This window comes from Burkholderia reimsis, from assembly GCF_003294055.1.
Taxonomy (GTDB): Bacteria; Pseudomonadota; Gammaproteobacteria; order Burkholderiales; family Burkholderiaceae; genus Burkholderia; species Burkholderia cepacia.
In genome coordinates this window covers 12,805-36,405 of record NZ_QMFZ01000027.1, presented here as the reverse complement: position 1 = coordinate 36,405, position 23,601 = coordinate 12,805, and the positions used below count along the sequence as shown (strand labels likewise).

At 62.2% G+C, this 23,601-nt stretch carries 26 protein-coding genes; 19 read left to right on the top strand and 7 right to left on the bottom strand.

Annotated elements, in window-relative coordinates; genetic code table 11:
• Window positions 1-96: 96 nt before the first annotated feature.
• Together DPV79_RS27230 and DPV79_RS27225 are read left to right on the top strand one after the other, a co-directional pair.
• Complete coding sequence (locus tag DPV79_RS27230) at window positions 97-1,896, top strand: M61 family metallopeptidase (protein ID WP_111943138.1); 1,800 nt, start codon at window positions 97-99, stop codon at window positions 1,894-1,896.
• Between the two features lie 147 nt (window positions 1,897-2,043).
• Window positions 2,044-2,640 (top strand): FMN-dependent NADH-azoreductase, encoded by a 597-nt coding sequence (locus tag DPV79_RS27225; RefSeq protein WP_048026373.1) that lies wholly within the window; start codon window positions 2,044-2,046, stop codon window positions 2,638-2,640.
• A gap of 116 nt (window positions 2,641-2,756) precedes the next feature.
• On the opposite strand, the gene DPV79_RS27220 is transcribed toward DPV79_RS27225, so the two are convergent.
• The 5 genes from DPV79_RS27220 to DPV79_RS27200 are packed head-to-tail and all read right to left on the bottom strand — an operon-like array spanning window position 2,757 to window position 6,751.
• Window positions 2,757-3,662, bottom strand: coding sequence for a uracil-DNA glycosylase (locus tag DPV79_RS27220; protein WP_021156969.1), 906 nt, complete (start codon window positions 3,660-3,662; stop codon window positions 2,757-2,759).
• A 12-nt stretch (window positions 3,663-3,674) separates the two neighbouring features.
• Entirely contained in the window at window positions 3,675-4,301 is a 627-nt protein-coding gene (locus tag DPV79_RS27215) for a CYTH domain-containing protein (protein WP_060082871.1), read from the bottom strand.
• The gene (gene trpC, locus DPV79_RS27210; RefSeq protein ID WP_027788473.1) at window positions 4,301-5,086 is read right to left on the bottom strand and encodes an indole-3-glycerol phosphate synthase TrpC; all 786 of its coding nucleotides are present in this window, start codon (window positions 5,084-5,086) and stop codon (window positions 4,301-4,303) included. Before trpC ends, DPV79_RS27215 begins: the two co-directional genes overlap by 1 nt.
• Window positions 5,087-5,115: 29 nt before the next feature.
• A complete protein-coding gene (trpD, locus tag DPV79_RS27205) occupies window positions 5,116-6,147 on the bottom strand; it encodes an anthranilate phosphoribosyltransferase (protein ID WP_027788472.1) in 1,032 nt (343 codons plus the stop codon).
• A gap of 13 nt (window positions 6,148-6,160) precedes the next feature.
• Window positions 6,161-6,751, bottom strand: coding sequence for an aminodeoxychorismate/anthranilate synthase component II (locus DPV79_RS27200; RefSeq protein ID WP_113046957.1), 591 nt, complete (start codon window positions 6,749-6,751; stop codon window positions 6,161-6,163).
• 328 nt (window positions 6,752-7,079) lie between these two features.
• Between DPV79_RS27200 and DPV79_RS27195 the strand changes: the two genes are divergently transcribed.
• From DPV79_RS27195 to DPV79_RS27175, 5 genes are all read left to right on the top strand, one after another.
• Window positions 7,080-7,727, top strand: a complete 648-nt coding sequence (locus DPV79_RS27195; RefSeq protein ID WP_113046956.1) for a hypothetical protein — start codon at window positions 7,080-7,082, stop codon at window positions 7,725-7,727.
• 377 nt (window positions 7,728-8,104) lie between these two features.
• Window positions 8,105-8,344, top strand: a complete 240-nt coding sequence (locus DPV79_RS27190) for a helix-turn-helix transcriptional regulator (protein WP_165843579.1) — start codon at window positions 8,105-8,107, stop codon at window positions 8,342-8,344.
• A 1,226-nt stretch (window positions 8,345-9,570) separates the two neighbouring features.
• Window positions 9,571-10,770: an inovirus-type Gp2 protein gene (locus tag DPV79_RS27185; protein ID WP_113046954.1), complete on the top strand. Its 1,200-nt coding sequence runs from the start codon at window positions 9,571-9,573 to the stop codon at window positions 10,768-10,770.
• A gap of 322 nt (window positions 10,771-11,092) precedes the next feature.
• Complete coding sequence (locus DPV79_RS27180) at window positions 11,093-11,455, top strand: hypothetical protein (protein ID WP_113046953.1); 363 nt, start codon at window positions 11,093-11,095, stop codon at window positions 11,453-11,455.
• Between the two features lie 115 nt (window positions 11,456-11,570).
• Window positions 11,571-12,527 carry a DUF6602 domain-containing protein gene (locus tag DPV79_RS27175; RefSeq protein WP_133295734.1) on the top strand — a complete coding sequence of 319 codons (957 nt, stop codon included), beginning with the start codon at window positions 11,571-11,573 and terminating at the stop codon, window positions 12,525-12,527.
• Between the two features lie 256 nt (window positions 12,528-12,783).
• Here DPV79_RS27175 and DPV79_RS27170 read toward each other — a convergent pair whose 3' ends face one another.
• Window positions 12,784-13,548, bottom strand: a complete 765-nt coding sequence (locus tag DPV79_RS27170; RefSeq protein ID WP_113046951.1) for a hypothetical protein — start codon at window positions 13,546-13,548, stop codon at window positions 12,784-12,786.
• Between the two features lie 340 nt (window positions 13,549-13,888).
• On the opposite strand from DPV79_RS27170, the gene DPV79_RS43465 reads away from it, so the two are divergent.
• From DPV79_RS43465 to DPV79_RS27115, 11 genes are all read left to right on the top strand, one after another.
• Window positions 13,889-14,659 carry a hypothetical protein gene (locus DPV79_RS43465; RefSeq protein ID WP_244321819.1) on the top strand — a complete coding sequence of 257 codons (771 nt, stop codon included), beginning with the start codon at window positions 13,889-13,891 and terminating at the stop codon, window positions 14,657-14,659.
• A 56-nt stretch (window positions 14,660-14,715) separates the two neighbouring features.
• Entirely contained in the window at window positions 14,716-14,844 is a 129-nt protein-coding gene (locus tag DPV79_RS43680) for a hypothetical protein (protein WP_279636602.1), read from the top strand.
• Window positions 14,837-15,313, top strand: a complete 477-nt coding sequence (locus DPV79_RS43460; protein ID WP_244321818.1) for a hypothetical protein — start codon at window positions 14,837-14,839, stop codon at window positions 15,311-15,313. Before DPV79_RS43680 ends, DPV79_RS43460 begins: the two co-directional genes overlap by 8 nt.
• Before the next feature lie 122 nt (window positions 15,314-15,435).
• The gene (locus DPV79_RS27150; RefSeq protein WP_113046949.1) at window positions 15,436-16,407 is read left to right on the top strand and encodes a DUF932 domain-containing protein; all 972 of its coding nucleotides are present in this window, start codon (window positions 15,436-15,438) and stop codon (window positions 16,405-16,407) included.
• A 72-nt stretch (window positions 16,408-16,479) separates the two neighbouring features.
• On the top strand, window positions 16,480-17,475 hold the full coding sequence (locus tag DPV79_RS27145) for a YqaJ viral recombinase family nuclease (protein ID WP_113046948.1): 996 nt from the start codon (window positions 16,480-16,482) through the stop codon (window positions 17,473-17,475).
• Window positions 17,476-17,529: 54 nt separating this feature from the next.
• On the top strand, window positions 17,530-18,474 hold the full coding sequence (locus DPV79_RS27140) for a recombination directionality factor (protein WP_113046947.1): 945 nt from the start codon (window positions 17,530-17,532) through the stop codon (window positions 18,472-18,474).
• Entirely contained in the window at window positions 18,471-18,896 is a 426-nt protein-coding gene (locus DPV79_RS27135; protein ID WP_113046946.1) for a hypothetical protein, read from the top strand. Before DPV79_RS27140 ends, DPV79_RS27135 begins: the two co-directional genes overlap by 4 nt.
• Before the next feature lie 55 nt (window positions 18,897-18,951).
• Window positions 18,952-20,052 (top strand): hypothetical protein, encoded by a 1,101-nt coding sequence (locus DPV79_RS27130; RefSeq protein ID WP_244321817.1) that lies wholly within the window; start codon window positions 18,952-18,954, stop codon window positions 20,050-20,052.
• A 321-nt stretch (window positions 20,053-20,373) separates the two neighbouring features.
• Complete coding sequence (locus DPV79_RS27125; RefSeq protein WP_113046945.1) at window positions 20,374-21,180, top strand: DUF4942 domain-containing protein; 807 nt, start codon at window positions 20,374-20,376, stop codon at window positions 21,178-21,180.
• Window positions 21,181-21,288: 108 nt separating this feature from the next.
• The gene (locus DPV79_RS27120; protein WP_113046944.1) at window positions 21,289-21,588 is read left to right on the top strand and encodes an ACT domain-containing protein; all 300 of its coding nucleotides are present in this window, start codon (window positions 21,289-21,291) and stop codon (window positions 21,586-21,588) included.
• Window position 21,589: 1 nt separating this feature from the next.
• Window positions 21,590-22,228, top strand: a complete 639-nt coding sequence (locus DPV79_RS27115; RefSeq protein ID WP_113046943.1) for a hypothetical protein — start codon at window positions 21,590-21,592, stop codon at window positions 22,226-22,228.
• Here DPV79_RS27115 and DPV79_RS27110 read toward each other — a convergent pair whose 3' ends face one another.
• On the bottom strand, window positions 22,229-22,570 hold the full coding sequence (locus DPV79_RS27110; RefSeq protein WP_113046999.1) for a helix-turn-helix transcriptional regulator: 342 nt from the start codon (window positions 22,568-22,570) through the stop codon (window positions 22,229-22,231).
• 359 nt (window positions 22,571-22,929) lie between these two features.
• Between DPV79_RS27110 and DPV79_RS27105 the strand changes: the two genes are divergently transcribed.
• Window positions 22,930-23,589, top strand: coding sequence for a hypothetical protein (locus DPV79_RS27105; protein WP_133295733.1), 660 nt, complete (start codon window positions 22,930-22,932; stop codon window positions 23,587-23,589).
• Window positions 23,590-23,601 lie beyond the last annotated feature (12 nt).

Here is a 23,601-nt window from a genome sequence, read left to right as displayed (position 1 = left end):
GCCGGGCCGCATGGCCCGGCCAGCGAGGGGCGCCCGCGTGACCTGCCGGCGCCTCTCTTCGTTTCCGCCGCCGTATCCGACCGTCCGATTGCCACGATGACCCAGCCGATCCGCTATTCGATTGTCCCGAAAGATCTTGCCGCGCACCTGTTCGAAGTGTCGGTGACGGTCACCGATCCCGACCCCGAGGGCCAGCGCTTTTCGCTGCCGGTGTGGATTCCGGGCAGCTACCTCGTGCGCGAGTTCGCGCGCAACATCGTGACGCTCGGCGCATTCAACGACGCGGGCCGCAAGGTGCGGATCGCAAAGACCGACAAGCATACGTGGCAGGCCGCACCCGTGAACGGCACGCTGACGCTGCGTTACGACGTGTACGCGTGGGACCTGTCGGTGCGCTCCGCGTATCTCGACGAATCGGGCGGCTTCTTCAACGCGACGGCCGTGTTCCTGAGCGTTGCCGGCCGCGAGGACGCGCCGTGTGAAGTCGACATCGGGAAGCCGGCCGGCGCGGCGTTCCGCGCGTGGCGCGTCGGCACCGCGTTGCCCGAGGCGCGCGGCACGAAGCGCTACGGGTTCGGCGCGTACCGCGCGTCGAACTACGACGAGCTTTCCGATCATCCGGTGACGATCGGCGAATTCGCGCTGGCGACGTTCGACGCGCACGGTGTGCCGCACGACATCGTGATCGCGGGGCGTGTGACGCAGCTCGACATGGAGCGCCTGCGCACCGACCTGAAGCGCGTGTGCGAAGCACAGATCGCGCTGTTCGAGCCGAAATCGAAGAAGGCGCCGATGGACCGCTACGTGTTCATGACGCTTGCGGTCAGCGACGGTTACGGCGGCCTCGAGCATCGCGCGTCGACCGCGCTGATCTGCAACCGCACCGACCTGCCGGTGAAGGGGCGACCCGAAACGACGGAAGGCTATCGCACGTACCTCGGTCTCTGCAGTCACGAGTACTTCCATACCTGGAACGTGAAGCGCATCAAGCCGGCGGCGTTCGTGCCGTACGACCTGACGCGCGAGAATTACACGTCGCTGCTGTGGCTGTTCGAAGGCTTCACGTCGTATTACGACGATCTGATGCTGGTGCGCAGCGGGCTGATGTCGCAGGACGAATATTTCGCGGCGCTCGGCCGCACGGTCGGCGGCGTGCTGCGCGGCACGGGCCGGCTCAAGCAAAGCGTCGCGGAAAGCTCGTTCGACGCTTGGATCAAGTACTACCGCCAGGACGAGAACGCGACCAACGCGATCGTCAGCTATTACACGAAGGGTTCGCTGGTCGCGCTCGCGTTCGATCTCGCGATCCGCGCGCAGACGCGCAACCGGAAGTCGCTCGACGACGTGATGCGCCTGCTGTGGCAGCGCTACGGCCGCGATTTCTACCGCGGCAAGCAGGCGGGTGTCGAGGAGAACGAAGTCGAGACGCTGATCGAGGAAGCGACGGGCGTCGCGCTCGGCCGCCTGTTCACCGATGCCGTGCACGGCACGCGCGACCTGCCGCTCGCCGAGCTGCTCGCACCGTTCGGCGTGACGCTCACGCCGGATGTCGCGAACGGCGCGGCCGCGAAACCGACGATCGGCGCACGCCTGCGCGGCGGCGCGGACTGCACGTTCGCGGCGGTCTACGAAGGCGGCGCCGCGCATCGTGCGGGGCTGTCGGCCGGCGACACGCTGATCGCGGTCGACGGGCTGCGCGTCACGGGCACCAACCTCGACGCGCTGCTCGCGCGCTACCGGCCGGGCGACAAGGTCGAGGTTCACGCATTCCGTCGCGACGAGCTGCGCAGCGCGAAACTGAAGCTCGACGGCCCCGAAGTCACGCGCTACCGGCTGACGGCGGCCGCGAAGCCGGCGGCGGCATCGAAGGCCCGGGAAGCCTGGCTGAAGGGCTGATCCTACGAAGGCGGGTATCGGGGCGCGATCGAGGATTGTTCTGTTGTTGCAACAATCCGTCGCCCTGAACCCGCTTTTTCGCGGTCATGCGGCCACGCACAATGGCGTCACTCGCGCTACCGAAGCGCAACCCTACTGGAGCCTGACATGACGACCATTCTGCAAATCAATTCCGCGGCGCGTTCGCAAGGTGCGCAATCCACGCTGCTGGCCAACGAACTGACGGCAAAGCTGCAACAATCGAACCCCGGCGCGAATGTCGTGGTTCGCGACCTGCTGGCCGATGCGCTGCCGCACCTCGACGAATCGGTGCTCGGCGCGTTCTTCACGCCGGCCGACAAGCGCACCGCGGAACAGAATGCGATCGTCGCGAAGAGCGATGCACTGATCGCCGAACTGCAAGCGGCCGACATCATCGTGATCGGCGCACCGATGTACAACTTCGGCGTGTCGTCGCAACTGAAGGCGTATTTCGACTGGATCGCCCGTGCGGGCGTCACGTTCCGCTACACCGAGAACGGTCCGGAAGGCCTGATCAAGGGCAAGAAGGTTCACGTGGTGACGGCCCGCGGCGGCAAGTACCTGGGTACGCCGAACGACAGCCAGACGCCGTACCTGCGCTCGTTCCTCGGCTTCATCGGCCTGACCGACGTGAACTTCATTCACGCTGAAGGCCTGAACCTCGGGCCGGACGCGCAGAGCGCCGCGCTCGCCAGCGCACGCGAAGCGATCGCCGCCGCGTAAGGAAGGCCGAAGCGGGTGCGGCGCACCTGCTGCATCGCCCGATAAAAAAATGCCGCGTTCCCGAAAGGGACGCGGCGTTTTTGCATGCTTGCCGGCTCGAAGGAACCGGCAGCGCGTTACGCGAGCGTTTCGGCGACTTCCGGCAGGCGCCAGTCGATCGGCTCGCGGCCGGCATCGACCAGATAATCGTTCGCGAGCGCGAAATGGCGGCAACCGAGGAAACCGCGGTGCGCGGACAGCGGCGACGGATGCGGCGCCTCGAGCACGCAATGCGCGCTTGCGTCGAACAGTGCGCGCTTCGCCTGCGCGTGTGCGCCCCACAGCATGAACACGAGCCCGCGATGACGGCCGGCGAGTTCGCGGATCAGCGTGTCCGTGCACTGCTCCCAGCCGCGCTTCGCATGGCTCGCGGCCGCGCCGCGCTCGACCGTCAGCACCGTGTTGAGCAGCAGCACGCCCTGACGCGCCCAGGTGTCGAGGCAGCCGTGGCGCGGCGTGTCATGACCGAAGTTCGCGGCGATTTCCTTGAAGATGTTGCGCAGCGACGGCGGCGTGCGCACGGCGGGCGGCACCGAGAACGCGAGCCCGTGCGCCTGCGGCGTGCCGCGATCGTCGCCGTGATACGGATCCTGGCCGAGGATCACGACTTTCACGTCGTCCGGGCTCGTCAGGCGCAGCGCGCGGAACACGTCGGTCGGGTAGACGGTCTTGCCGGCCGCACGCTCGTCGTCGACGAAGCGGCACAGCGGCGCATACGCGTCGCTGTCGGTAAAGGGCTTCAGCACGTCGCGCCAGACGGCAGGCAGCGCGTCGAATTGCGCGGCGAGGTGCGGAACGTTGGCGGCGGCAGGCTGCGGGGCCGCCGGTGCCGCAGCCGATGCAGCGGTTTTCTTGGCAGGCTTGCGCCCGGCCGCGGGCGGCTCGGAAGGCGGGGACGGAAGATCGGCCGGTGCCGTTTCCGGCACGGGATCGTCGAACAGCGACGCCTGTTGCGGCGCGCGGGAAGTCTTGCGGGTTGCCATGCGTGATGCGTGTTATTGCGCGCGCAGCCGGTAGCCGCGCTGCGCCTTGCTGATGTTCTCGGGAGCGAGGCCCGGCAGCGCCTGCTGCAGTTCGGCGGCGAGCGTTGCGAGCGCCGCTTCCGGGCCGTCGATCAGTTCGAGTTCGATTTCGCTGATCGGTTCGCGGCGCGTTTCGTGTTCCGCCTGGACGACGATCTCGCCGACGTCCACCGCGGCTTCGACGGTTGCGCCGCCGATTGCGATGCGCCACAGCGTACGCGAAAAATCCGTGCGGAACAGCGCACGCAGCGCGCCGGCCGCGTCATTCAGCGCGGCGGCGGCCTCCGGTACGTCGCAGGCCGCGACGAGCGCATCGATCTCGAGCGCGTCGCCGGCGACCGGCAGCTCCCATTCGTGGCGGCGGTGCAGGCCGCCTTCCGCGCTGCCGACCGTCTTGAACGTCTGCAGCCAGCCTTGCGGCGCGCGGCGCACGCGCACCGCGCTCTTCGAGCGGGCCAGCGCGAGATCGGGCGTGTCGTAGTAGACGTTCGCGAGCGTGATGTCGTGGCCGGGTTCGCCGGTCAGCGTCTCGAAGAAGCGTCGCGCGGCCTCGGCCTGGCCGGCCGGCAGCGCGAGCTTGATTTCCTTTTCGATCGCCATCAGAAGAACATCCGTGCGAGTTCCTCGCCCGGCTGGTCGGCACGCATGAACGCTTCTCCGACGAGGAACGTGTTCACGTTCGCCGCGCGCATCGTGTCGACATCGGTGCGCGACAGGATCCCCGACTCGGTCACGACGATGCGGTCCGCCGGAATCATGTCGAGCATGTCGAGCGTGGTCTGGATCGACGTCTCGAACGTGCGCAGGTTGCGGTTGTTGATGCCGAGCAGCGGCGTCTTGAGCGTCAGCGCCTGTTCCATCTCGTTGCGGTCGTGCACTTCGACCAGCACCGCGAGGCCGAGCGAGTGTGCGTACGCTTCGAGATCCTGCATCAGCGGCGTGTCGAGCGCGGCGGCGATCAGCAGGATCGCGTCCGCGCCCATCGCGCGCGCTTCCACGATCTGGTACGCGTCGACGATGAAGTCCTTGCGCAGCACCGGCAGCGTGCAGGCCGCGCGTGCTTCCTCGAGATAGCGGACGCTGCCCTGGAAGAACTGCTCGTCGGTCAGCACCGACAGGCACGCGGCGCCGTGCTCCGCGTACGAACGGGCGATGTCGGCCGGCACGAAATGCTCGCGCAGCACGCCCTTCGACGGGCTGGCCTTCTTGATTTCGGAAATCACGGCCGCGTGGCCGGCTGCGTGCTTCGCGCGCAGTGCGCCGACGAAGTCGCGCAGGTCGCGCGCAGAGGCTTCCAGTTTCAGTGCCTCGAGCGGCGCGCTGCGCATGGCCGCCGCGACTTCTTCGCGCTTGACGGCGATGATTCGGTCGAGAATGTCGCTCATGTGGGTTCCTGCTTGATTCGTAAGGGGAGTCAGCGCTTGAACTGCTGCGTGAAGCGCACGAGTTCGTCGACTTTCGCGCGGGCCTTGCCGCTCGCGATCGCTTCGCGGGCGAGCTGGATGCCGTCCGCGATCGATTCGGCGACGTTCGCCGCATAGAGTGCGGTACCCGCGTTCAGCGTGACGATCTCGCGCGCGACGCCCGGCTGGTTGTCCAGCGCGCCGAGCAGCATCGTGCGCGATTCGTCGGCATTTTCCACCTTCAGCGTGCGGTTCGACACCATCTGCAGGCCGAAATCTTCCGGATGGATCTCGTATTCGTGCACCTTGCCGTCGCGCAGTTCGCCGACGAGCGTCGCGGCGCCGAGCGACACCTCGTCCATCCCGTCCTTGCCGTACACGACGAGCACGTGCTGCGCGCCGAGACGCTGCATCACGCGCACCTGGATGCCGACGAGGTCGGGGTGGAACACGCCCATCAGCTGGTTCGGCGCGCCGGCCGGATTGGTCAGCGGGCCGAGGATGTTGAAGATCGTGCGCACGCCGAGCTCGCGGCGCACGGCCGCGATGTTCTTCATCGCCGGGTGATGGTTCGGCGCGAACATGAAGCCCATGCCGGTTTCGGCGATCGACGCGGCGACCTGCTCCGACTGCAGGTCGATGTTCACGCCGAGCGCCTCGAGCACGTCGGCGCTGCCGGACTTGCTCGACACGCCGCGGTTGCCGTGCTTCGCGACCTTCGCGCCGGCCGCGGCCGTGACGAACATCGACGCGGTCGAGATGTTGAACGTGTGCGAGCCGTCGCCGCCGGTGCCGACGATGTCGACGAAGTTCGAGTTGTCCTGCACCTCGACGTGATTCGCGAATTCGCGCATCACGGTCGCGGCGGCGGCGATCTCGCCGATCGTCTCCTTCTTCACGCGCAGCCCGGTGATGATCGCGGCCGCCATCACGGGCGACATGTCGCCGCGCATGATGAGCCGCATCAGGTGCAGCATCTCGTCGTGGAAGATCTCGCGGTGTTCGATCGTGCGCTGCAGCGCTTCCTGTGGGGTAATCGTCATCGTGAGGCTCCCGTCAGGCGGCTTGCGCGGCTGCGGCGCGTGCCTGTTTCAGGAAATTCTCGAGCAGTGCATGGCCATGCTCGGACAGGATCGATTCCGGGTGGAACTGTACGCCTTCGATCGGCAGCGTCTTGTGGCGCACGCCCATGATCTCGCCGTCGTCGGTCCACGCGGACACCTCGAGGCAGTCGGGCAGCGATTCGCGCTCGATCGCGAGCGAGTGGTAGCGCGTGACGTCGAAATGCTTCGGCAGGTCGGCGAACACGCCGCGGCAGTCGGTTTCGATCTTGCTTACCTTGCCGTGCATGATGGTCTTCGCGCGCACGACGCGGCCGCCGAATGCCTCGCCGATCGCCTGATGGCCGAGGCAGACGCCGAGGATCGGCTTCTTGCCCGCGAATTCGCGCAGCACGTCGAGCGTGATGCCCGCGTGCTGCGGATTGCTCGGCCCGGGCGACAGGCAGATGGTGTCGGGGTTCAGGCGCGCGATGTCGCCGAGCGTGATTTCGTCGTTGCGGTAGGTGCGCACGTCCTCGCCGAGTTCGCCGAAGTACTGGACCAGGTTGTAGGTAAACGAATCGTAGTTGTCGATCATGAGCAGCATGATTTCCCTCAACGTATTGAAGAATAAAGGATTTCCTTCTCGCCGCCTGTGTTTGGGTGGTTTTTTTGCCCCAATTTCACCCCAATGTGCTGGGGGGCGGAAGGCAGTGGCCCGCGTTGGGGCCGAGCAAAGGACTTGGCAGGCTTAACGCCAACCAAAAAAGAGAAGTACGGAGGGGAATCGAGTGCTATGTCGCATGGCGACCATTCTAGCAGCACAACGGTAGCGAGTGGGGGGCGCACTTTGGGCTGGACAGGATGCCTCTGTCTGCATTTGGCTAGCGATGGCGTGTTGATAAACTGCTTTTTTTGCAGACGCTTCCCCCACGATGAACGAGTTTCTAGACCCCAAGCAATTCGAGATCAGTGAGCCGACGCTTTCGGAGGCGATAGCGGGACTTCATCGCGAAATCGAGTCCAATTTGGAAATATCGGACACTCTCTACGGCGACTATCGCGACGCGGCAACCAAGGCACTTCGGGACCATCCCGACGAGCCGGCGGATTACGTGGGTGAGCAGTTCCCTTCGTTGACGAGTGACGGGCTTCGTCGCATTTATCTGGCGCGTGCGTGCATTTATGCGATCGAGGCTGAACAGGCCATGCAGCGCGACGAGCGTGATTCTGCCTGGTACCGCGTTTCCATCGCTCAGCGTCAGTTGGGACTTTTTGATGGTTCCTACTGCGATCCGTATTCCACGAAGGAGCGCACGGAGTTCGCGTCCTTAGGCGGGCAGGCTCGAGGTGTGAGGACAGCCCCCGTTCGGAAGGAACTGATTCGCATGCTTAACGAGCGACGTCCAGAACACGGCTGGATAGAGGCGCGTGATGTGATCAAAGCAGTCGAGAAAGATCTGTTTGTGTTCAGCGAGCGCCATGGTGGGTTTCTAACGAAGTCCGGTTTTCCTCAGGCCATTCGACGATGGTTGCAAGAGGATAGGGATGTTCGAGCGGCCTTCGAAGGCTCCCGTCGCTGAACACGGCATTGATCGCCCGCGCAGTGCGCGGGCAGCAACCTTTCCCATTGGCCAATCGGGCAACCTTTGGTGCGCGGCACCTTTCATCGAGTGTTGTGCACGCACCTCACACGAACGTGTTTCATTCCCTGCCACGTCGGATTGAGCCTCGCTGTCAAGAGGGGGCTTCGCGTGCGGCACGGTCTCCTTTTCGCCCTTCATCTTCCAAATAACATCCGGCCGCATCCGCTGGACAGATCGATATTGCTATCCATTCAAAATCATTACAAGCAATGATTTTTTATAGCAAGCTGTGTTGCTGTTGCGCCCGGCCCCGCTTCCTTAGACTTGCAGCACTTAATCACCGTCGCGATGAGCGGCACATGGAGAGCGGAAAAATGATGAACATGACGACCAATTCGCCCCCGACGCGGGCGCTGACGATCAAGGTGGTGGCCGACCGCATCGGGCGCTCGCGTGCGTCCATCTACGAGATGATGGATAAGAAGTCCCCGCGTTACGACGCGGCATTCCCCACGCCCTTCAAGATCGGCGTCAAGACCCTGTTCGTCGAAGCGGAAATCGAGCAGTACCTGAAAGCCAAGATCGCAGAGAGCCGCGGCAGCCTGTCGGTGTAGGCAGGCGCGCCGGTCGATTTGCCACATTCGCGAACCTCGCCAATGACGAGTACGGCGTTACCCGCGTACGCAAGCCGGTGTCGGCGCTGCGCGAAGATCGCGCCCCCTCGCGGAAAAGGTGCTGGAACGCTAAGCGGCATATCTGTCGGTCGGCAATCGGAATTTTCCAATTGACCCGCGTCGCCGCCATGCAGTGGTGTTGTATTTCTGCAAAGCGAAAAAAGATCGATTAGATGTGGTTGGACTGTCTCGGACAAAGACGGAATATATTTATTAGGTATCCGATGTTTTGAGGCGTTGACCGATGGCTTCTCTTCTATATAGCGTGCGAGATCAATACCCGTGCAGGTCATCCTGGCGGCTGATTTTTCTGAAGGGTTCTTATCGTCGAAGGAGGAATTGTCGGCGTCAGTGCCAAAGCCGGATACGCGAGATTTGCCGAGAGTAGGCGTCATCCGGATCGAGCAACGTGCTCGGTAACGTGAGGTGCTATAGCGTACGAAAGAAATAGGAAGGTCTGCGGCGCGATGTTGCCGTGACGAATGCGTCATGGTGCGTCGCGAGTGCGGCGGACATAGGGGCGTGTCGTATTGCGGTCAACGTATCGCTTGGCAGCAGACGTTCAGCGCGATCGGGCAGCAGAAAGCTGCGATCTAAGAGAAGGAAATCGATACAAACTGCGTCCAACGTACACAAGCTACGACGAAACCTAAACAATTTGCGACCGACGGCCAGTGCTACCCCTCGTGTAGGCGGTAGTGGGGCTACTTATCGAATGCTGAATGGACCAGGATGCTCTGGCTATCGGCAGGGTGTGTTTCGATCTCTTGTTTCGGGCGTAAGTATGTATATGAAAAGGGAGAACAATTTCCCGGTCGCCGCCGGCCTTTGGAATGTCGAGATTGCGTGAATCGTTGAGCTTTTGTGAGAGTGAATTTAAGGGTCTTATGTAATACAGGGTATTTCTTAGATCTATAGCTAAGGTAGAACATAGGCTATCCATAGAAGATCCATTTCATTGTTCAATTATTCACCATCTCTACAAGTACTCAGTTAGCCCTGTACCCTGTACGCAGGACAGAGAACATTCGACCGTCCGATGTGACAGTCAAGCAGTGCCAGGAGGCGATGAGCAGAGGATGCTCTCGTCTTCATCATTCGAACATAACCAGCAATGAGCAGCACGTGCGATGCGCTCATGTGATTTAGATCAAAGGTAATTAAAAATGTCCTTCGAAGAAGACGACTTCAAGAAGATTTACGAATATGGCGAGTGGGTGAGAAACACCGAACGAGCCGAGATTGCAGGCGAAGAGAAGATCGTGCTGTTGCCGAGTTTCGATCTGATGAGAACGTCGCTCGCTTCCATGGAAGCGCTAGTGCGTGACATCGAGTTCTCGAAAGACGGCGTGGGCTTCGAGATCACGCGCAACAAGTTGGGTAGGCCGGTTGTCGTGCCCAAGCCGCTGGGTAAGCGCCATTTCCACGCATTGAAGGCGTTCTTCCAGAACTACGCCTTCGCAGAGCGCTATGTGTACAGTACGCATGTGTCGGCGGTGCCCGAAGCGTTCGAGGCTTTGGGCCTGCACCCGCATGTCTTCACGTTTCGCGAACCAGGTTCGATCGAGCCTAGCACGGGCAAGACGCACGGCGAGACGTTCAACGACATTACGAAGAAGGTGGCCGAGATCGTCGGCTCGAAGCAGTTCCGCGAGCGCCTGCGTGTGCGTCGGCGCAATGCAGAACGCAACGAGGCGAAGGGGCTCGCAATTGAGCAGCAGGTGTTCGAGAACAAGTCGCGCCAGCTCGTGCTGATGCTGCACTTCGGTTTCAAAGAGCAGCATCGCTCGAAGATCACGCTCGACGAGATCCAGAAGCACCGCAAGAAGTTCTTCAACAATTGCCGGACCAACAAGCTGCTGCGCGGCATCGTCGATTACATCTGGAAGCTCGAAGAGGGGGACGAGTCGGGTCTGCACCTGCATGTGCTGATCTTCTACACGGCCGATTCGTGCCGCGACGTGTATATCGCACAGCAGCTGGGCGAGTACTGGGTCAAGGTGACGGAGGGCAAAGGCCAATACTGGAATTCGAATGCCAACAAGATCTTCCACGAGAAGTACGGCCACGGCGTGGGTACGGGCGAGATCAACTGGGGCGACGACGCTAAGCGTGAAGCACTGCGCGAGAACATCCGGTACATGACGAAGGCCGACCAGTTCCTGAAGATGAAATACGGCGAACACAGCCGCCTGTTCGGTACGAGCCAGGTCGAGGAAAAGAAGAAGCCGGGCCGTCCGCGTGTGGGGAAAGCGAAGAGCAACGTCGATACCGCAGATAGCACGCAGGCGGATTTGTGCGATTTCGAATCGCCCGATGACACGGGCGTGGACGCAACGAACCCGGATGCGGATCAGATCGAATAAATCGGGTCCGAATGGCTCGATGTGTTTGGCGTTGGGGTTCGTGTGGGCGGCGGTCTATCGTGACCACGGAGGGGGTGTAATCGGCTCCGAACGCCCATGCCACTTGCACGCCGATCGGTTGGGGTGGAGGCAACGTGAAGCACGTGCGGATCGTTGTGGATGCAACTCGGACGCAAAGCAGATGCAACGGTATGTAGCGCGGCGCTTGCATGATTGTGGTGCGATTCAGTCGGGCTGAAATTCGAATCAGCTCAGTGATGCATGAAGGAATGCGAAACGGATGCAACGGGATGCAGAGGGTTTGACGAGGGGTGAATTCGCAATGGAAGAAGAGGACCTAAAACGGCGGATCGATGCGCTTGGCACATCTGCGCCCGTGTCGTCGAAGATCGCCCGTTTGCGTGCACTCTACGACCACATCGACGCCGCATTGGGCCGCGGGGCGACGCGGCAGGATGTACTCGACGTGTTGAATTCAGACGGATTCAACATGACGATGGCGAGCTTCAAGTCGGCGCTGCAACGGATACGTGCGGAGCGAAAAGAGACGCATGAGGATGCGTTGACGAACACGCCGGGGTCCAACGGGGACTGCGCGGCGACTGATCGGCGCGGTATGGGAACGGCGTTTGCGGAGTTGCTTGCCACGCAAACGCGTCGACGTTGGGACGGGAAACTGTATTAGACGATGCGCAGCTGATTGTTAGCTCGGACAGGCCGGGAGCAGCTAAGACTCTTTTCGCGCTTGCCGTTGCATAGGCAGACGGTCATACTCGGTCGCTTCAGTCGGCGATAATGTCGTGCGAGCTTCGTTTCGCGATTTGCCGGTCAGTTTGAATGTCGAGCGCCGAGCCGACGTGCTGGTCTGGCAGCCGAGTCAGGCAATGCCTCCCAAGATTCAGCTTCTCTGCAAGATTGCCAAAATGACAAAACAGCAAGCAGGAAACGCGCTGCAGGCGCTTCTAGACGAGAAGATGCGGGTGTTTGCCGAAGCCTTTGTTGATGGATCGCGGCGCCTTTTCGTCGATGATAAAGGGGCGCTGGTCCATCCCGGCGAGTTTGGCTCATACCGAGAGGCCATCACTCATGACTTTTTGCGTGCTTTTATTCCGCAGCGAATGGCGGTCGACTCAGGTTTCGTCGTAACGTCATCGGGACGCATCAGTACGCAGTGCGACGTCGTCATCTACGACCGCTCGGTGACGCCGCTGCTGCAGAACGACTATAAGCAGCGATTCTTCCCATTGGAATCTGTTTGTGCGGTGGGTGAAGTTAAATCGGTCATGTCATTGGCGGATCTCAAGGCGGCGCTGCGGAAGCTCTCGGGCGTGAAGTCATTGCGGGACACGCTGTACGAGCCGAGGTACGTGCACTGCGTCAAGGAGGACGGGCTTGCTTCTGAATACGAGCCGCATCGCGATGAACGCGATCAGATCATCACGTTTCTGATCTGCGAAGGATTTGCATTTGACATTGCTGACAAAATCGAAGAAGTGCTGTCGTGTTACATCCAGGAACATCCTCAATACCCGTCGAACCTTCGCCATAACTTCGTTTTAAGCATCCGGGACGGATTGCTGACCTACGTGCACCACTCTGGTCCACTATTTCCGTTTCCGACGAAGTCGACTGAGGTGGTGCACTACGACAATACCTCTGAACCTCAGCGGGTCGCAGTCGAGGGGTCGCCAGAAGGCCGTAATCGGCTCCTGGCGACTATTCAGCTTCCAGGCGAGTCGCGCGGAAGAATTGAGTGAGTCGCGTCGCGCCGATACCGCGACGACGTTGGTCGCATACTGGCTCAGGATGACTGTCGCGCGGCCCACGGAGTGCCAGGCGAAGCAAGCCATTCCTTCAAGCACGACCATATTCGCGAAATCCATCAGCAAGTCCAGTCACGCGACAGTCGTGCCGGGTCGCGGAGCAGTCCTGGTCGACGGGAAGGCGACTGTGTCGCGACGTCGTGACCAGTCGTGCGGCGGCAATTGCGCTCATCGTCTACATGCCAATGGTTCAGTCCACGTCGAATCCTTTGCCGGACATATACGCATCAAAGAGTTCTAGTTGCGCGTCGTCAGGGGGATCTGCCGTGAAGTCGAAATGACGGATGCTGTCGGCAACGTCGCGACGGTTGATATAACCCGTGCTGTACTTGCCGTTTTCGAGTTCGAAGTCCAGCGAACCACACCAGTTGTTGATGCGTCCGTAGCCAGGCATCAGCGCCGCCTGTTTGGGATTACCGCTGACTTCGTGTTTTGCGAGCGACACACGAACCCACTCCAGACGTGTGAACGCGATGTAGGTATGCCTGAGTTGCCTGTCCAGTTCGGCCACAATCGCTTCGTCGTCCAGCGCCCGCCCGATCTGCTCAATCCTGATTCTTAGCCCGAAGTGCGACCCTGTCTTGTCCCGCTCTTTCAGCGCCGCCAGCTTCTGTTCGAGTCCGTGGTTCGCATGCCACTTGATTATTTCACTCGCACGCTGCCGCCAGGTTCGCAACAGTTCGTAGGCAGCGAAGATCCACATTTGTGACTGCGCCAGCAGAAAATACGTGTCCGCTGGTGTGGAGTCCGTCTCCAACAGCTCTCGCAATACCTTGTGCTCCAACGGCATGAGAAACTGATCGACGAGGTTCAGGTTATGCGCCTGCGAACGCAGGTACATGTCGTCAGAGAAGAAGACGAGATTCGATAGCGACTGGTAAAGCGCCATGCTGTCGATTGTTTCCGGGGCGGCATATCGTGGACCTTCATCGTGTTCCTCAAAATCCTGATCCATGTTTGACGCTCCGCGAATGGTGGCCGAAACAGACGTGCTCATTCCGCAGCCATTCTATCCTGCTACGACACTGCCACGTTCTTTCACCCGGGTGTGTTGCGACGGAGCCCTGCATTTCCCGTGAGATGCAAACGGTACGCCGTCCGCGAGCTCGTATGGTGCCCCCGACTCGTGCCCGACGGCCTGACGCGTTCAGCACAGCGCGTCGGTGACGCTTTGTTCGCACGCCGCTGCAACGATCCAAGAAATTTTCAACTACATATAACCGCCCTGAGCAGAGCCAGCCCTGGCCGCTCCGCCAACGCACTCCCGCATCGGCGCACTTCGCTCAGGAGTTCACGTGAATCTCACCCCTTTCGTTTTGCCCGCAGTCCTGACAGTGGTGCTCATCATCATGTTTGTCGTTGGCCTGCGCTCGCTTGCAAACATCAATCGCACGCAACCGGTTCCGTCGTCTCCTGATGGTGCGTCTGTCAGTGGACGCCAGGCACAACATGCAACGTCAATGTCCGACGAACTGGACGAGTGGGAAGCCAACGCGCACTGGCCCGAACACGACGCGCGCCCAGCATTCGGCAATCGCGACAATCTGCGGGACACACCGGAGTCCTTCGACCGGCACGCGCCCCCTGGTGCACATGACATCGACGAGTCGCGGCACGAATTGCACGAAGCGTTGCGCGATGAGTCGCACGGCGGGTCCGCATCATTTTCTGCCGAACCGACGCCTGACGATGCCGCGCTGTTTCCTCAGTCCACGCCGACTTCACGGTCCGACGCGACTCCGCGCTGTCCACACTGCTGTTCGTCACGGATCAACACGCTTCACCGTGCTCGCAAGGCCGGCAGCGCCATCGGCAGCGTTGCCGGCGCAACCAGCGGCATGGCAATGGCGCTCTCAGGTGCGGAAGCGGGCGCAGTCGTCGGCTCCTTCGCCGGTCCGGTCGGCACCATCTTCGGCGGTCTCGCCGGCGCAGTGATCGCGGGACTCGTCGGCAGTGCCGCCGGATGCGCCGCAGGTTCAGCCGTCGGCACGGCGATCGACGAGAACGTGCTCGACAACCATTTATGTCTCTCCTGTGGCCACACGTTCAACGCGGCGCGTTCGTGAGCCTGGCTCGCATTTGCGCGATCTACCGTCCATCCAATCTTTTCGAGGAGATGTTCATGTCCCCTGTCTCTCCGCTCGACTATCTCGCCGCCTTCGCCCTCGCCTTTGTCGGCGGAGCACTGCTCGCCATGTGCCATTGCCGCTATGTCGGCAAGGTCCGCCGTGAGGCGTGCGCCAATGCGTGAGCGATCTTCCTTCGGCCAGTTTGACGACGACAACGACGACCAGTGGAACGAATCCCCATACGGGCAACGCGGTTCTTACTCCCGTCAGCCACATGCAGGGGCCACGTCGCAGCACTTCGAGACGGGCTCGCGGGACGTACGCTTTCCCTGCCCGGCCTGCCAGTCTCCGCGCATCGAACCGCGTCACGTCGCGCGGCGTATTGGCGGCGCCGTAGGTGCCGCTGCGGGTGCGACAAGCGCCATCGGCATTGCCCTGTCCGGCGCGGAAGCAGGCGCCGCTGCGGGTCTTCTCGCTGGTCCAATCGGCTCGGCCTGTGGCGGCATTGCGGGCGCGATCCTTGCCGGACTTGTCGCTGGTGCGGCTGGTTGCGCAACAGGCGCGGCCTGCGGCGAGGCGATCGACCAGAAGGTCCTGAATAACTGGCGATGCCTCGCCTGCGGGCGCACCTTCACGCTCGGCCCACGCTGAACTGCCTTCCGTCTGTCCCCCCGTTTCATTTTCTCTTTCTTCGATTTCCGCATCCGTTCTCCCATCGTGCCCGGCCTGGTGCCGGGCTCTATGCCCATTTATTTTTCACCGGAGTATCAAAAATGCATCTTGTACAGAACATGGCCTATGTCGGCGCAACTCCCTGGCACGGTCTTGGTAACCAGCTCGCCCCGAAGCAACCACTCGAAGTCTGGGCTCGCGCTGCCGGCATGGACTGGAGCATTGAAGAGGCGGAGGTCCGTTTCGTTGCCGCCGGCAACCGCAGTCTCGGTTCGATCCACGCGTTCCCCGAGCAGAAGGTCCTTTATCGCTCGGACACCAAGGCGCCGCTCTCCGTCGTGTCCGCCCGCTATCAGGTTGTTCAGCCGTCCGAGATTCTGGAGTTTTACCGCGACCTTACGGAAGTCGGTGGGTTCGAACTCGAGACGGCAGGCGTGCTAAAGGAAGGGCGCAAGCTGTGGGCGCTTGCGCGCACGGGCCAGGCCGCAACGCTCAAAGGCAAGGATCAGATCAACGGTTACTTGCTGTTGGCAACTGCTTGCGACGGCACACTCGCCACTACGGCACAGTTCACGTCCGTCCGGGTCGTCTGCAACAACACGCTGCAGATTGCATTGGGAGGCGACAACGTCGGCGCGGTCAAGGTTCCGCACCGCTCGCAGTTCGACGCCCAGGCCGTCAAACGCCAGCTCGGCATCGCGATCTCGTCGTGGGATGCGTTCATGGCTAGGACGAAGGCACTCGCAGAACGGAAGGTATCCGACTCCGCCGCGGAAGGGTTCCTGCGGCGCGTGCTGACCTACTCGACGACGAACCTTGCGGACCGCGAAGCGTTCGCCGTCAACGAGCGCGCGATCAAGGCGGTCGGTCAGCTTTACGCCGGGCGTGGCAAGGGCGCGGAGCTCGCTTCGGCGTCCGGCACTGCGTGGGGTCTGCTCAACGCCGTGACCGAGTACGTGGATCACCATCGCCGCGCGCGCAGCGATGACCATCGGCGCGACGCCGCATGGTTCGGTGCGGGCGCCACGCTCAAACAGAAAGCATGGGATGAAGCGATGAAACTCGTGGCATGAATCTGCATTCATTACGACATACACGCCCGGCAGGATTGCGATCCGCCGGGCGTTGTGCATTCTGGAGGCTCCATGGCTCAACCTGAAACTGCTGGACGCGAACAAAGACGTCCGGCACTGCGGCTCGTCGACACGAAGGATCTGTCGCGCAGCGAATGGCTGGAGGTACGAAAGTCGGGGATCGGCGGATCGGACGCAGCGGCCGCCATCGGTCTGAATCCCTACATGAGTCCCCTGGAACTGTGGCTCATCAAGACCGGTCGCGATACGAACCTGCCCCGGCCTGGCGTGGATGACACAACCGAGCCGGTCTATTGGGGGACGCTCCTTGAACCGATCGTCGCCGCGTCGTACACAAAGCAGACGGGTAATCGGGTACGGCGGGTCAATGCCGTGCTCAGGCACCCGACGATACCGTTCATGCTCGCCAACATCGACCGCGAAGTGGTGGGTTGCCGCGACGTGCAACTGCTGGAATGCAAGACGGCGGGCGAGTTCGGCGCACGGCTCTGGCGCGAGGGTGTGCCGGAATACGTGCAGGTCCAGGTGCAGCACCAGCTGGCCGTCACCGGCAAACAGGCAGCCGATGTCGCCGTGCTGATCTGCGGCCAGAAGCTCGAAGTCCATCGCATTGAACGCGACGACGCGCTGATCGCGCGGCTCATTCCGCTCGAAGCCGCATTCTGGCAGTTCGTGGAATCCGACACGCCGCCGCCTGCGGATGGCTCAGAGTCGGCCGATCGCGCGCTGCGCTGCCTGTATCCGGGCACCGGCGGCACGGTTGACTTCAGCGACGACCGGCGTCTGTCGTCGGTATTCGCCGATCTGGTTGCAGTACGGAGCGAGATCGAGCAGCGCGAGACGCTGGAAGCGCTGCTCAAGCAGACGATCCAGCAGGCCATGGGCGAAGCCGACCGCGCAATCTTCGAGACGGGATCGGTGACGTTCAAACGCAGTCGCGACAGCGCCGGCGTTGACCTCAAGCGGTTGCTCGCCGATCACCCGGAATTCGCGACGCACTACGCACTCACGAAACCCGGCTCGCGCCGCTTTCTCGTGTCGGTCTGAGTCCCTCCGCTATTCCACGCTGTTTTCCATTTCCTTGTCTACAGGAGAACCACCATGCTCAAGGGACTTTCCATCACACCGCCCGTGATCGGGCGAATCTCGATCGGGCGCGTCACTGAAAAGAACGGCAAACGCCTGCCGGAGAAAGACGACCAGTTCACCCTGACGACGCAGGTTCAGCAGCGCGGCGAATGGGTGCTGCATCCGCTCAATGAATCGTTGCGCAAGGCAACTTCCGGGAAGCTGCGCGCAATCCCCGTGCGCTTCCTGTTTAACGATCCCGATCTGAACCTGCGCGCCGAGTATTCCCTGTTCGACCGCGAGTCAGGACGGCCCGTCTGCGTCGGCAATGGCGAGACATGCCGGCGGGCGGGCGATGCAGGCATTGAGGCGCTGCCCTGCCCGTCGCCGGACGGCTGCGCGTTCGGGCAGGCGGGCAACTGCAAGCCATACGGGCGGCTGAATGTCACGATCGGCGACGAGGATGAACTTGGGTCGTTCATCTTTCGCACCACGTCCTTCAATTCCATCCGAACGCTTGCTGCGCGTCTGCACTACTTCAGCGCGGTGTCGGGCAACCTGCTTGCATGTCTTCCGCTGGAACTGAAGCTGCGTGGCAAGTCGACGACGCAAAGCTATCGCTCGGCGATCTATTACGTGGATCTCGGTGTGCGTAGCGGCAACACGCTCGAGCAAGCCATCGTCGAGGCGCGCGAACTCGATGCGCGCAGACGCGCAGCCGGGTTCGATCAGGCCGCGCTCGATGTAGCCGCACGCGCCGGCTTCAGCAACGGCGCATTCGAGGACAGTATCGAGGAAGGTTCCGCCGTCGTTGAGGAGTTCTATCCCGTCGCCGGACGTCCGGATGAGGGAGACAGCGGCAATAGTGATGCGACGCAACCAGTCGGCATAACGGCCGGAACAGATTCGGCCAGCCGTTCAACGCTGCGCGAGAAGCTGGAGCGCAAGGCGGTGCAGCTCGGGGGAAAGGCCGCATGAGCGCCGCGAGCGGTTCTGGAACTACCGCACACACGGGTGTATGCGAACCGTTCGTCCGCCGGGACGGGCGATTGCTTCCCCGCTACAACGACGGCCTGACTATGCTCGCACCCGGTCTGTACCTGGGTCTCTTTCATGGCCGCGACGCGATCGACGAAATCCTGGAAGACTGGGGATTCGACGGACCGGTCATCGGTCCGCTCGAATCCGTTCACACGACGTATGCGGCAGACGTCAAGCTGCGCTTCGCCGATGGCCGGATCGCCGGACGGCACTTCCCGGAGACGGGCTTCGTCACGAACGTTGCAACGGGTGAACGGACACGCTGCGTCGAAGCCTCGCTCAACATCGCGGACGATCTGCTCGTCTTCGACGGCCGCTATTTCGGCGACTGGACGGTCTTTTACGTCGCGCAAAGGTAGCCAGGCATCCTGCAACCCCGGCTCAGTGCGCCGCAATCAAATGGACATTCTGCCTATGGAGAACATCAACAGCAGTGAAGCACGCTTTCGCCAGCTGCGCCCGCCTGGCGGATGCACGGTCTGGCTCGCGACGGCGGCCACAGTTACCGCGCTGGCCCTGTCGATCCTCGCAGGCTGGCAGCGCGGCGGGTCGCTGCCTGAGCGGGGCGTGTGGGTGGCAATCGGCACGGTGCTCGTCACGAGCGCGCATCTGTTGCCTGCGCTACTCAGGCAAACGTCTTTGCTTGTCCGTGGCACAGGTAGCCTGTTATGGGGTGCCTGTCTGGCGTCCGCGTGCTATGGACATGCAGTGTTCTTCGTGACGGCCCAGCAGCATGCCGGGGAACTGCGGGCATCTGCCGTGGCAAGCGTTGAAGTCACAACGTCCGGTCGCAATCTCACGGCCGTCATGGCGGATCGAGCCAACGTGACGCGGCAGCTTGCGTTCGCGCAAACGCAACGTTGTTCGCGTGACTGTCCAGGGCTGGAAGCGCGTCGCACGACGCTCGCCGCGAAACTCGATGCGCTGAATGCCGAAGCAGACGACGTCCGACGCGTCGAAGCCGAACGTGACCGGGTCACGACCCGGCGCGACGCGTTACTCGCCGATCCAGTCACGTCGCGACTCGCAACGTTACTCGGTGTGAGTACGGCGCGCGTCGACCTGCTGTCGGGACTGGCATTCGCGGCTGTGTTGGAGGGCACTGCCTGCCTGCTGTGGACCGTCGCACTCCGGCCAGTGTCGCTACCGTCCCCGGTATCTGCCGTGACTCCGTCGGAAGTCACGCCGCTGGCGGAACCAGTCATGGACGTGACTCGCGTGACCCAACCAGCAGTAACGGCAGTAGCGGTGAGTCAAGCCGATGGAACCGTTCGTAGCGAAGCCGTCACGCAGCGTCACGCCGTTATGACGGACAGTCACGCGCCCCGGGACGATCCCGTCACGCCGTTACCAAAGACCGGATCACGCGATGACGACCTGACCGGACTGGTTCGCGACATCGCGGCCGGTCGCGTACGCCCGACCGTCGCGGACATCCGCAGACATCTCAACTGTTCTCAGGCGAGGGCGACAGCACTGCGCCGCCAGCTCGCCGGACTCGCCCCGACGGCATAAGCCGGGCCTGCGCCCGGCGATCCCGTTTTTCCCTTTGCCCTCACGCGTCACACGTCCGGCCCGTCCGGAGGCCGTCGCACGCCCGTTACCGGAGAACACATCGTGAATGCTTCCCACGTCCACCCGCTGCCTTACCTGCTTGGCGGCTATGCCGGACAGCAGCGGATCGATCCGGCCGTGCATGTCCCGCCCCCCGGGCGGGACTCCGCGCGCTCACCGCGGGCCGCTTCCGGTCCGCTCCCTCAAACCGGGCAGGCCTCGACACGGCTGACGACCGGCTGACCCTCGCGCCTGCTGCGGCGCGCTTCAACCACATCGACTATGGACACCACCGATCTTGTCAAAAGCATTAGCATCGCCAATCTCGCCAACCAGCGCATCGCCGTCGTCGAACGCGTCCGTCGCGCGCTCGATCTGCTCAACGAAGCCGAACAGCTCGCGAAGACGGCGCACCTCGGCTTTCCGCGGCTCGTGCTCGATGACGCCTATGCCTGTCGCGGCAGGCCGACCATCACCGGGGAATATGCGAAACGCGGCGAAGCCGAAGGCGCCATCACGCGCGTGATCGACGTGCGCGGCTGGAGCTACCTGCTGTCGGAGTCGGGCCTGCGCACCTTCATGGACGCCAGCGCCCGTGAACAGTGGGACCGGCAGCTTGCCGACGGCGACGTGCCCGAACTCACCGCCGCCAACATCGAAGCCACGTTCACGCAGCTTTACGGCGCGCGCGGCGACATGTTCGAACGCGGCGTGCTGCAGTGTTTTCGGCGGCTCTCGTGGGATTACAAGTCCAATCAGCCGTTCAAGTTCGGCAAGAAAATCATCGTGAAGTACCTGCTCTCCGGGGGCAGTGCCAATCATCGCGTCACCAACGAACTGGACGACCTCATCCGAGCGTTCTGTGTGCTCGACGGCCAGCCCGAGCCTGATCACCGGCACGGAGCGTATTACCTGATCTCGGATGCGCAGCGAGAGCGGCGCGCCGAAACCGAACACGCGTACTTCCAGCTGCGCTGGTTCAAGAACGGCAACGGACACCTGACCTTCGAGCGGCCCGATCTGGTCGGGAAGATGAACCGCATTCTCGCGAAGCACTACCCGAACGCGCTGGCCTCGGAAGCGCGGTAGTCCCCCTCAGACGCGTCCTGCGTCGCAGCCCTATTTCCCTCGTTCTAGCGACCTTGTATCCGGCTTTGCCGGAGGGTCGTGTGCGCCTGTCTTCCGGAGACCTACACCATGAATCTGCCTTCGACGTACTACGCCGGGCCGCGCTTCAAGCCGGGCCGCATTTACGCCACACCCGCCGCACTGGAAGTCATCGCCGATGCCAACGTTTCGATCATAGACCTGCTGATCCGTCACATCCGCGGCGACTGGGGCGACCTGTCCGAGTCCGACCGACAGCAGAACGAGCTGTCGGTCGACACCGGGCTGCGCCTGCTGTCCAGCTACGTTCTCCCTAACCGGCAAACCGTCTGGGTTATCACCGAATGGGACCGCTCGGCCACAACATTCCTGTTACCGGGCGACTACTGACATGCTGATCCAGAAATTTCATCCAGCGCTTCGATTCGGAAAGCGCCTGACACCTATCAGTTCTGGCAATCCGCTCTTCAGCCGTCAGGGGCACTGGGACGGCGGCAGCACGTTGCACTGCGTGGCCATGGCGCTTGCGCTGCTGGGGAGGATCGGCGATCCCGTGTGTCTGCCGTATCACGGAGACGGCCCCGAGCGCACCGTCTGGGACCACGCGTGGCCGCATTATCTTCACGGGCTAACGCTGTCCGAACTGGCGGGTTTCATCGCGGAACTGAATCTAGGTCTGCGTACCGTTGAGGGAGGCGGGCCGGCATCCCGCCTCGTGCGCTTCTGCGAGAGCGAATTACGGGCAGGCTGGCCCGTCGTCCTCGGCTGGCAGCAGCGGCATCCCGTCCAGGCACATGCGGCGCTCGTTACCGGTATAGAAGGTCATCAGCATGGACGCACCTTCGAACCCCACGCACTGTTGCTGATCGATCCTGCCGGCGACGATCCCGGACTGGCGGGCTTCAACGCGCGTCTCGATTGCCATGCAGATGAAGTGCTCCGCTATCGCTCGGTTACTGCCTCGCGTGCGGTGACACCCGAAGGCGCGCTGTCGATCCGCACTGTCGAGCCACCCCAAACGGGGGCGTAATTAGCGCAGGCGGCTGCGCTTGATTTCCGGTGGCGTCGCCGCGTTCGCGCGACGCTGGCCGGTCGGCTTCAGCGATACCCCGTCCAGCGGTGCGAACAGTTCCGAAAGCGTCACGTTCAGCGAATAGCAGATGTTCGCGAGCGTCTCGACCGATGGGTTCGCAATGCCGCGCTCGATCGCCGAGATGTACGTCCGGTCGACGTGTGCCTCGAAGGCAAGCGTTTCCTGCGATTTCTCGACCGCATGCCGGCATACCTTGATCCGCTTGCCAAGGGCAATCGAGATCGGGGCCGGGCGGGACAACGATGGGGTGGGGCGCCTGGTAGTCATGGCGTGCAGGATGCCCGCCTGTCGACTGATCAACGACGCTGTAAACTCGTCAATTGTAGTCGTATATACTCTACAAACAAATCTGCGCCGATGGCCACTGACATGGATGCTGGACCGTCCATGCCCGATCGAGGCGAGCTTTGTTGCGTCCTTGGTTGTCGAGTAAACGCTACATAACGAACGATGTTCGTCAAAAGGTCCGCCCTGCGATGTTGTGCCTGGTTCTGGCAAGGCACGCTGGCCCTCGGATCGCCAGAACCCTTTCGCCGACCGGTTCGCCGGTCGGCATTTTTTTATCCCGGTTCTCCGGCACACGCCGGACGCCACAAAACGCCCACAACTTCAACACCACTACAACAGGAAAAGAAATCATGAAGAACAGACGCAATACAGGAATCACACGTCTCGTGTTGGGTGTCGCCACGACCGCAATTCTTTCGGCGTGCGGACACAGCGCGCCTTCGGAAGGCGATGCAGAGCAGGCCGTTACGAGCGCGCTCGGGAACTGCAAGTACTTCGAGCTCAGGGACTTCCAGAAGGTAAACGGCATTCCCGGCGACACCAGCAACGACTATCGGGTCGACGTGAAGTACACGGTTCGCATGTCGCCCGACAGCGAAGTCAAGGACCGGGTGAAGCAATGGAGCGCGCTTTACGACCGGTATCAATCCATGAAAGCCGACGCCGAACGGAAGTCGACAGATTTCTACAACCGGAAGCAGGCGTATGTGGACGCCAACTCCAACGATCTCGATGCCGGACGTGCATTCGAGCAGCAGCATCAGGACGAATACAAGCCGATGCTTGACGAAGGGATCGAGGTTGGCAATCTGGCAAGCCAGGTGAATCAGATCAACCCCGCCAGCTTCTTCCAGGGCCGTATCCGACAGGCGTGTCCCAACGTGAGCTATCCGTTTCTCGGCAACTTTTTCAAGGGAAAGTGGGTGGATCTGGCCGACGACGTCGACGTGGAATTCACGCAGACGCTGGACATGATCAAGACGGACAACGGATGGCAGGCGGCGCGGTGACCTGTCGGCGGC

What these genes read in the sequence shown, in the direction of transcription:
- DPV79_RS27135 (WP_113046946.1), top strand. Translation starts at nt 18,471, where the DNA reads ATGAGCGCCGCGAGCGGTTCTGGAACTACCGCACACACGGGTGTATGC.
- DPV79_RS27140 (WP_113046947.1), top strand. Translation starts at nt 17,530, where the DNA reads ATGCTCAAGGGACTTTCCATCACACCGCCCGTGATCGGGCGAATCTCG.
- DPV79_RS27225 (WP_048026373.1), top strand. Translation starts at nt 2,044, where the DNA reads ATGACGACCATTCTGCAAATCAATTCCGCGGCGCGTTCGCAAGGTGCG.
- DPV79_RS27125 (WP_113046945.1), top strand. Translation starts at nt 20,374, where the DNA reads ATGGACACCACCGATCTTGTCAAAAGCATTAGCATCGCCAATCTCGCC.
- DPV79_RS27195 (WP_113046956.1), top strand. Translation starts at nt 7,080, where the DNA reads ATGAACGAGTTTCTAGACCCCAAGCAATTCGAGATCAGTGAGCCGACG.
- DPV79_RS27190 (WP_165843579.1), top strand. Translation starts at nt 8,105, where the DNA reads ATGATGAACATGACGACCAATTCGCCCCCGACGCGGGCGCTGACGATC.
- DPV79_RS27215 (WP_060082871.1), bottom strand. Translation starts at nt 4,301, where the DNA reads ATGGCGATCGAAAAGGAAATCAAGCTCGCGCTGCCGGCCGGCCAGGCC.
- DPV79_RS27115 (WP_113046943.1), top strand. Translation starts at nt 21,590, where the DNA reads ATGCTGATCCAGAAATTTCATCCAGCGCTTCGATTCGGAAAGCGCCTG.
- DPV79_RS27150 (WP_113046949.1), top strand. Translation starts at nt 15,436, where the DNA reads ATGCATCTTGTACAGAACATGGCCTATGTCGGCGCAACTCCCTGGCAC.
- DPV79_RS27230 (WP_111943138.1), top strand. Translation starts at nt 97, where the DNA reads ATGACCCAGCCGATCCGCTATTCGATTGTCCCGAAAGATCTTGCCGCG.
- DPV79_RS27145 (WP_113046948.1), top strand. Translation starts at nt 16,480, where the DNA reads ATGGCTCAACCTGAAACTGCTGGACGCGAACAAAGACGTCCGGCACTG.
- DPV79_RS43680 (WP_279636602.1), top strand. Translation starts at nt 14,716, where the DNA reads ATGTCCCCTGTCTCTCCGCTCGACTATCTCGCCGCCTTCGCCCTCGCC.
- DPV79_RS27105 (WP_133295733.1), top strand. Translation starts at nt 22,930, where the DNA reads ATGAAGAACAGACGCAATACAGGAATCACACGTCTCGTGTTGGGTGTC.
- DPV79_RS27200 (WP_113046957.1), bottom strand. Translation starts at nt 6,751, where the DNA reads ATGCTGCTCATGATCGACAACTACGATTCGTTTACCTACAACCTGGTC.
- trpD (WP_027788472.1), bottom strand. Translation starts at nt 6,147, where the DNA reads ATGACGATTACCCCACAGGAAGCGCTGCAGCGCACGATCGAACACCGC.
- DPV79_RS27170 (WP_113046951.1), bottom strand. Translation starts at nt 13,548, where the DNA reads ATGGATCAGGATTTTGAGGAACACGATGAAGGTCCACGATATGCCGCC.
- DPV79_RS27180 (WP_113046953.1), top strand. Translation starts at nt 11,093, where the DNA reads ATGGAAGAAGAGGACCTAAAACGGCGGATCGATGCGCTTGGCACATCT.
- DPV79_RS27220 (WP_021156969.1), bottom strand. Translation starts at nt 3,662, where the DNA reads ATGGCAACCCGCAAGACTTCCCGCGCGCCGCAACAGGCGTCGCTGTTC.
- trpC (WP_027788473.1), bottom strand. Translation starts at nt 5,086, where the DNA reads ATGAGCGACATTCTCGACCGAATCATCGCCGTCAAGCGCGAAGAAGTC.
- DPV79_RS43460 (WP_244321818.1), top strand. Translation starts at nt 14,837, where the DNA reads ATGCGTGAGCGATCTTCCTTCGGCCAGTTTGACGACGACAACGACGAC.
- DPV79_RS27120 (WP_113046944.1), top strand. Translation starts at nt 21,289, where the DNA reads ATGAATCTGCCTTCGACGTACTACGCCGGGCCGCGCTTCAAGCCGGGC.
- DPV79_RS27130 (WP_244321817.1), top strand. Translation starts at nt 18,952, where the DNA reads ATGGAGAACATCAACAGCAGTGAAGCACGCTTTCGCCAGCTGCGCCCG.
- DPV79_RS27185 (WP_113046954.1), top strand. Translation starts at nt 9,571, where the DNA reads ATGTCCTTCGAAGAAGACGACTTCAAGAAGATTTACGAATATGGCGAG.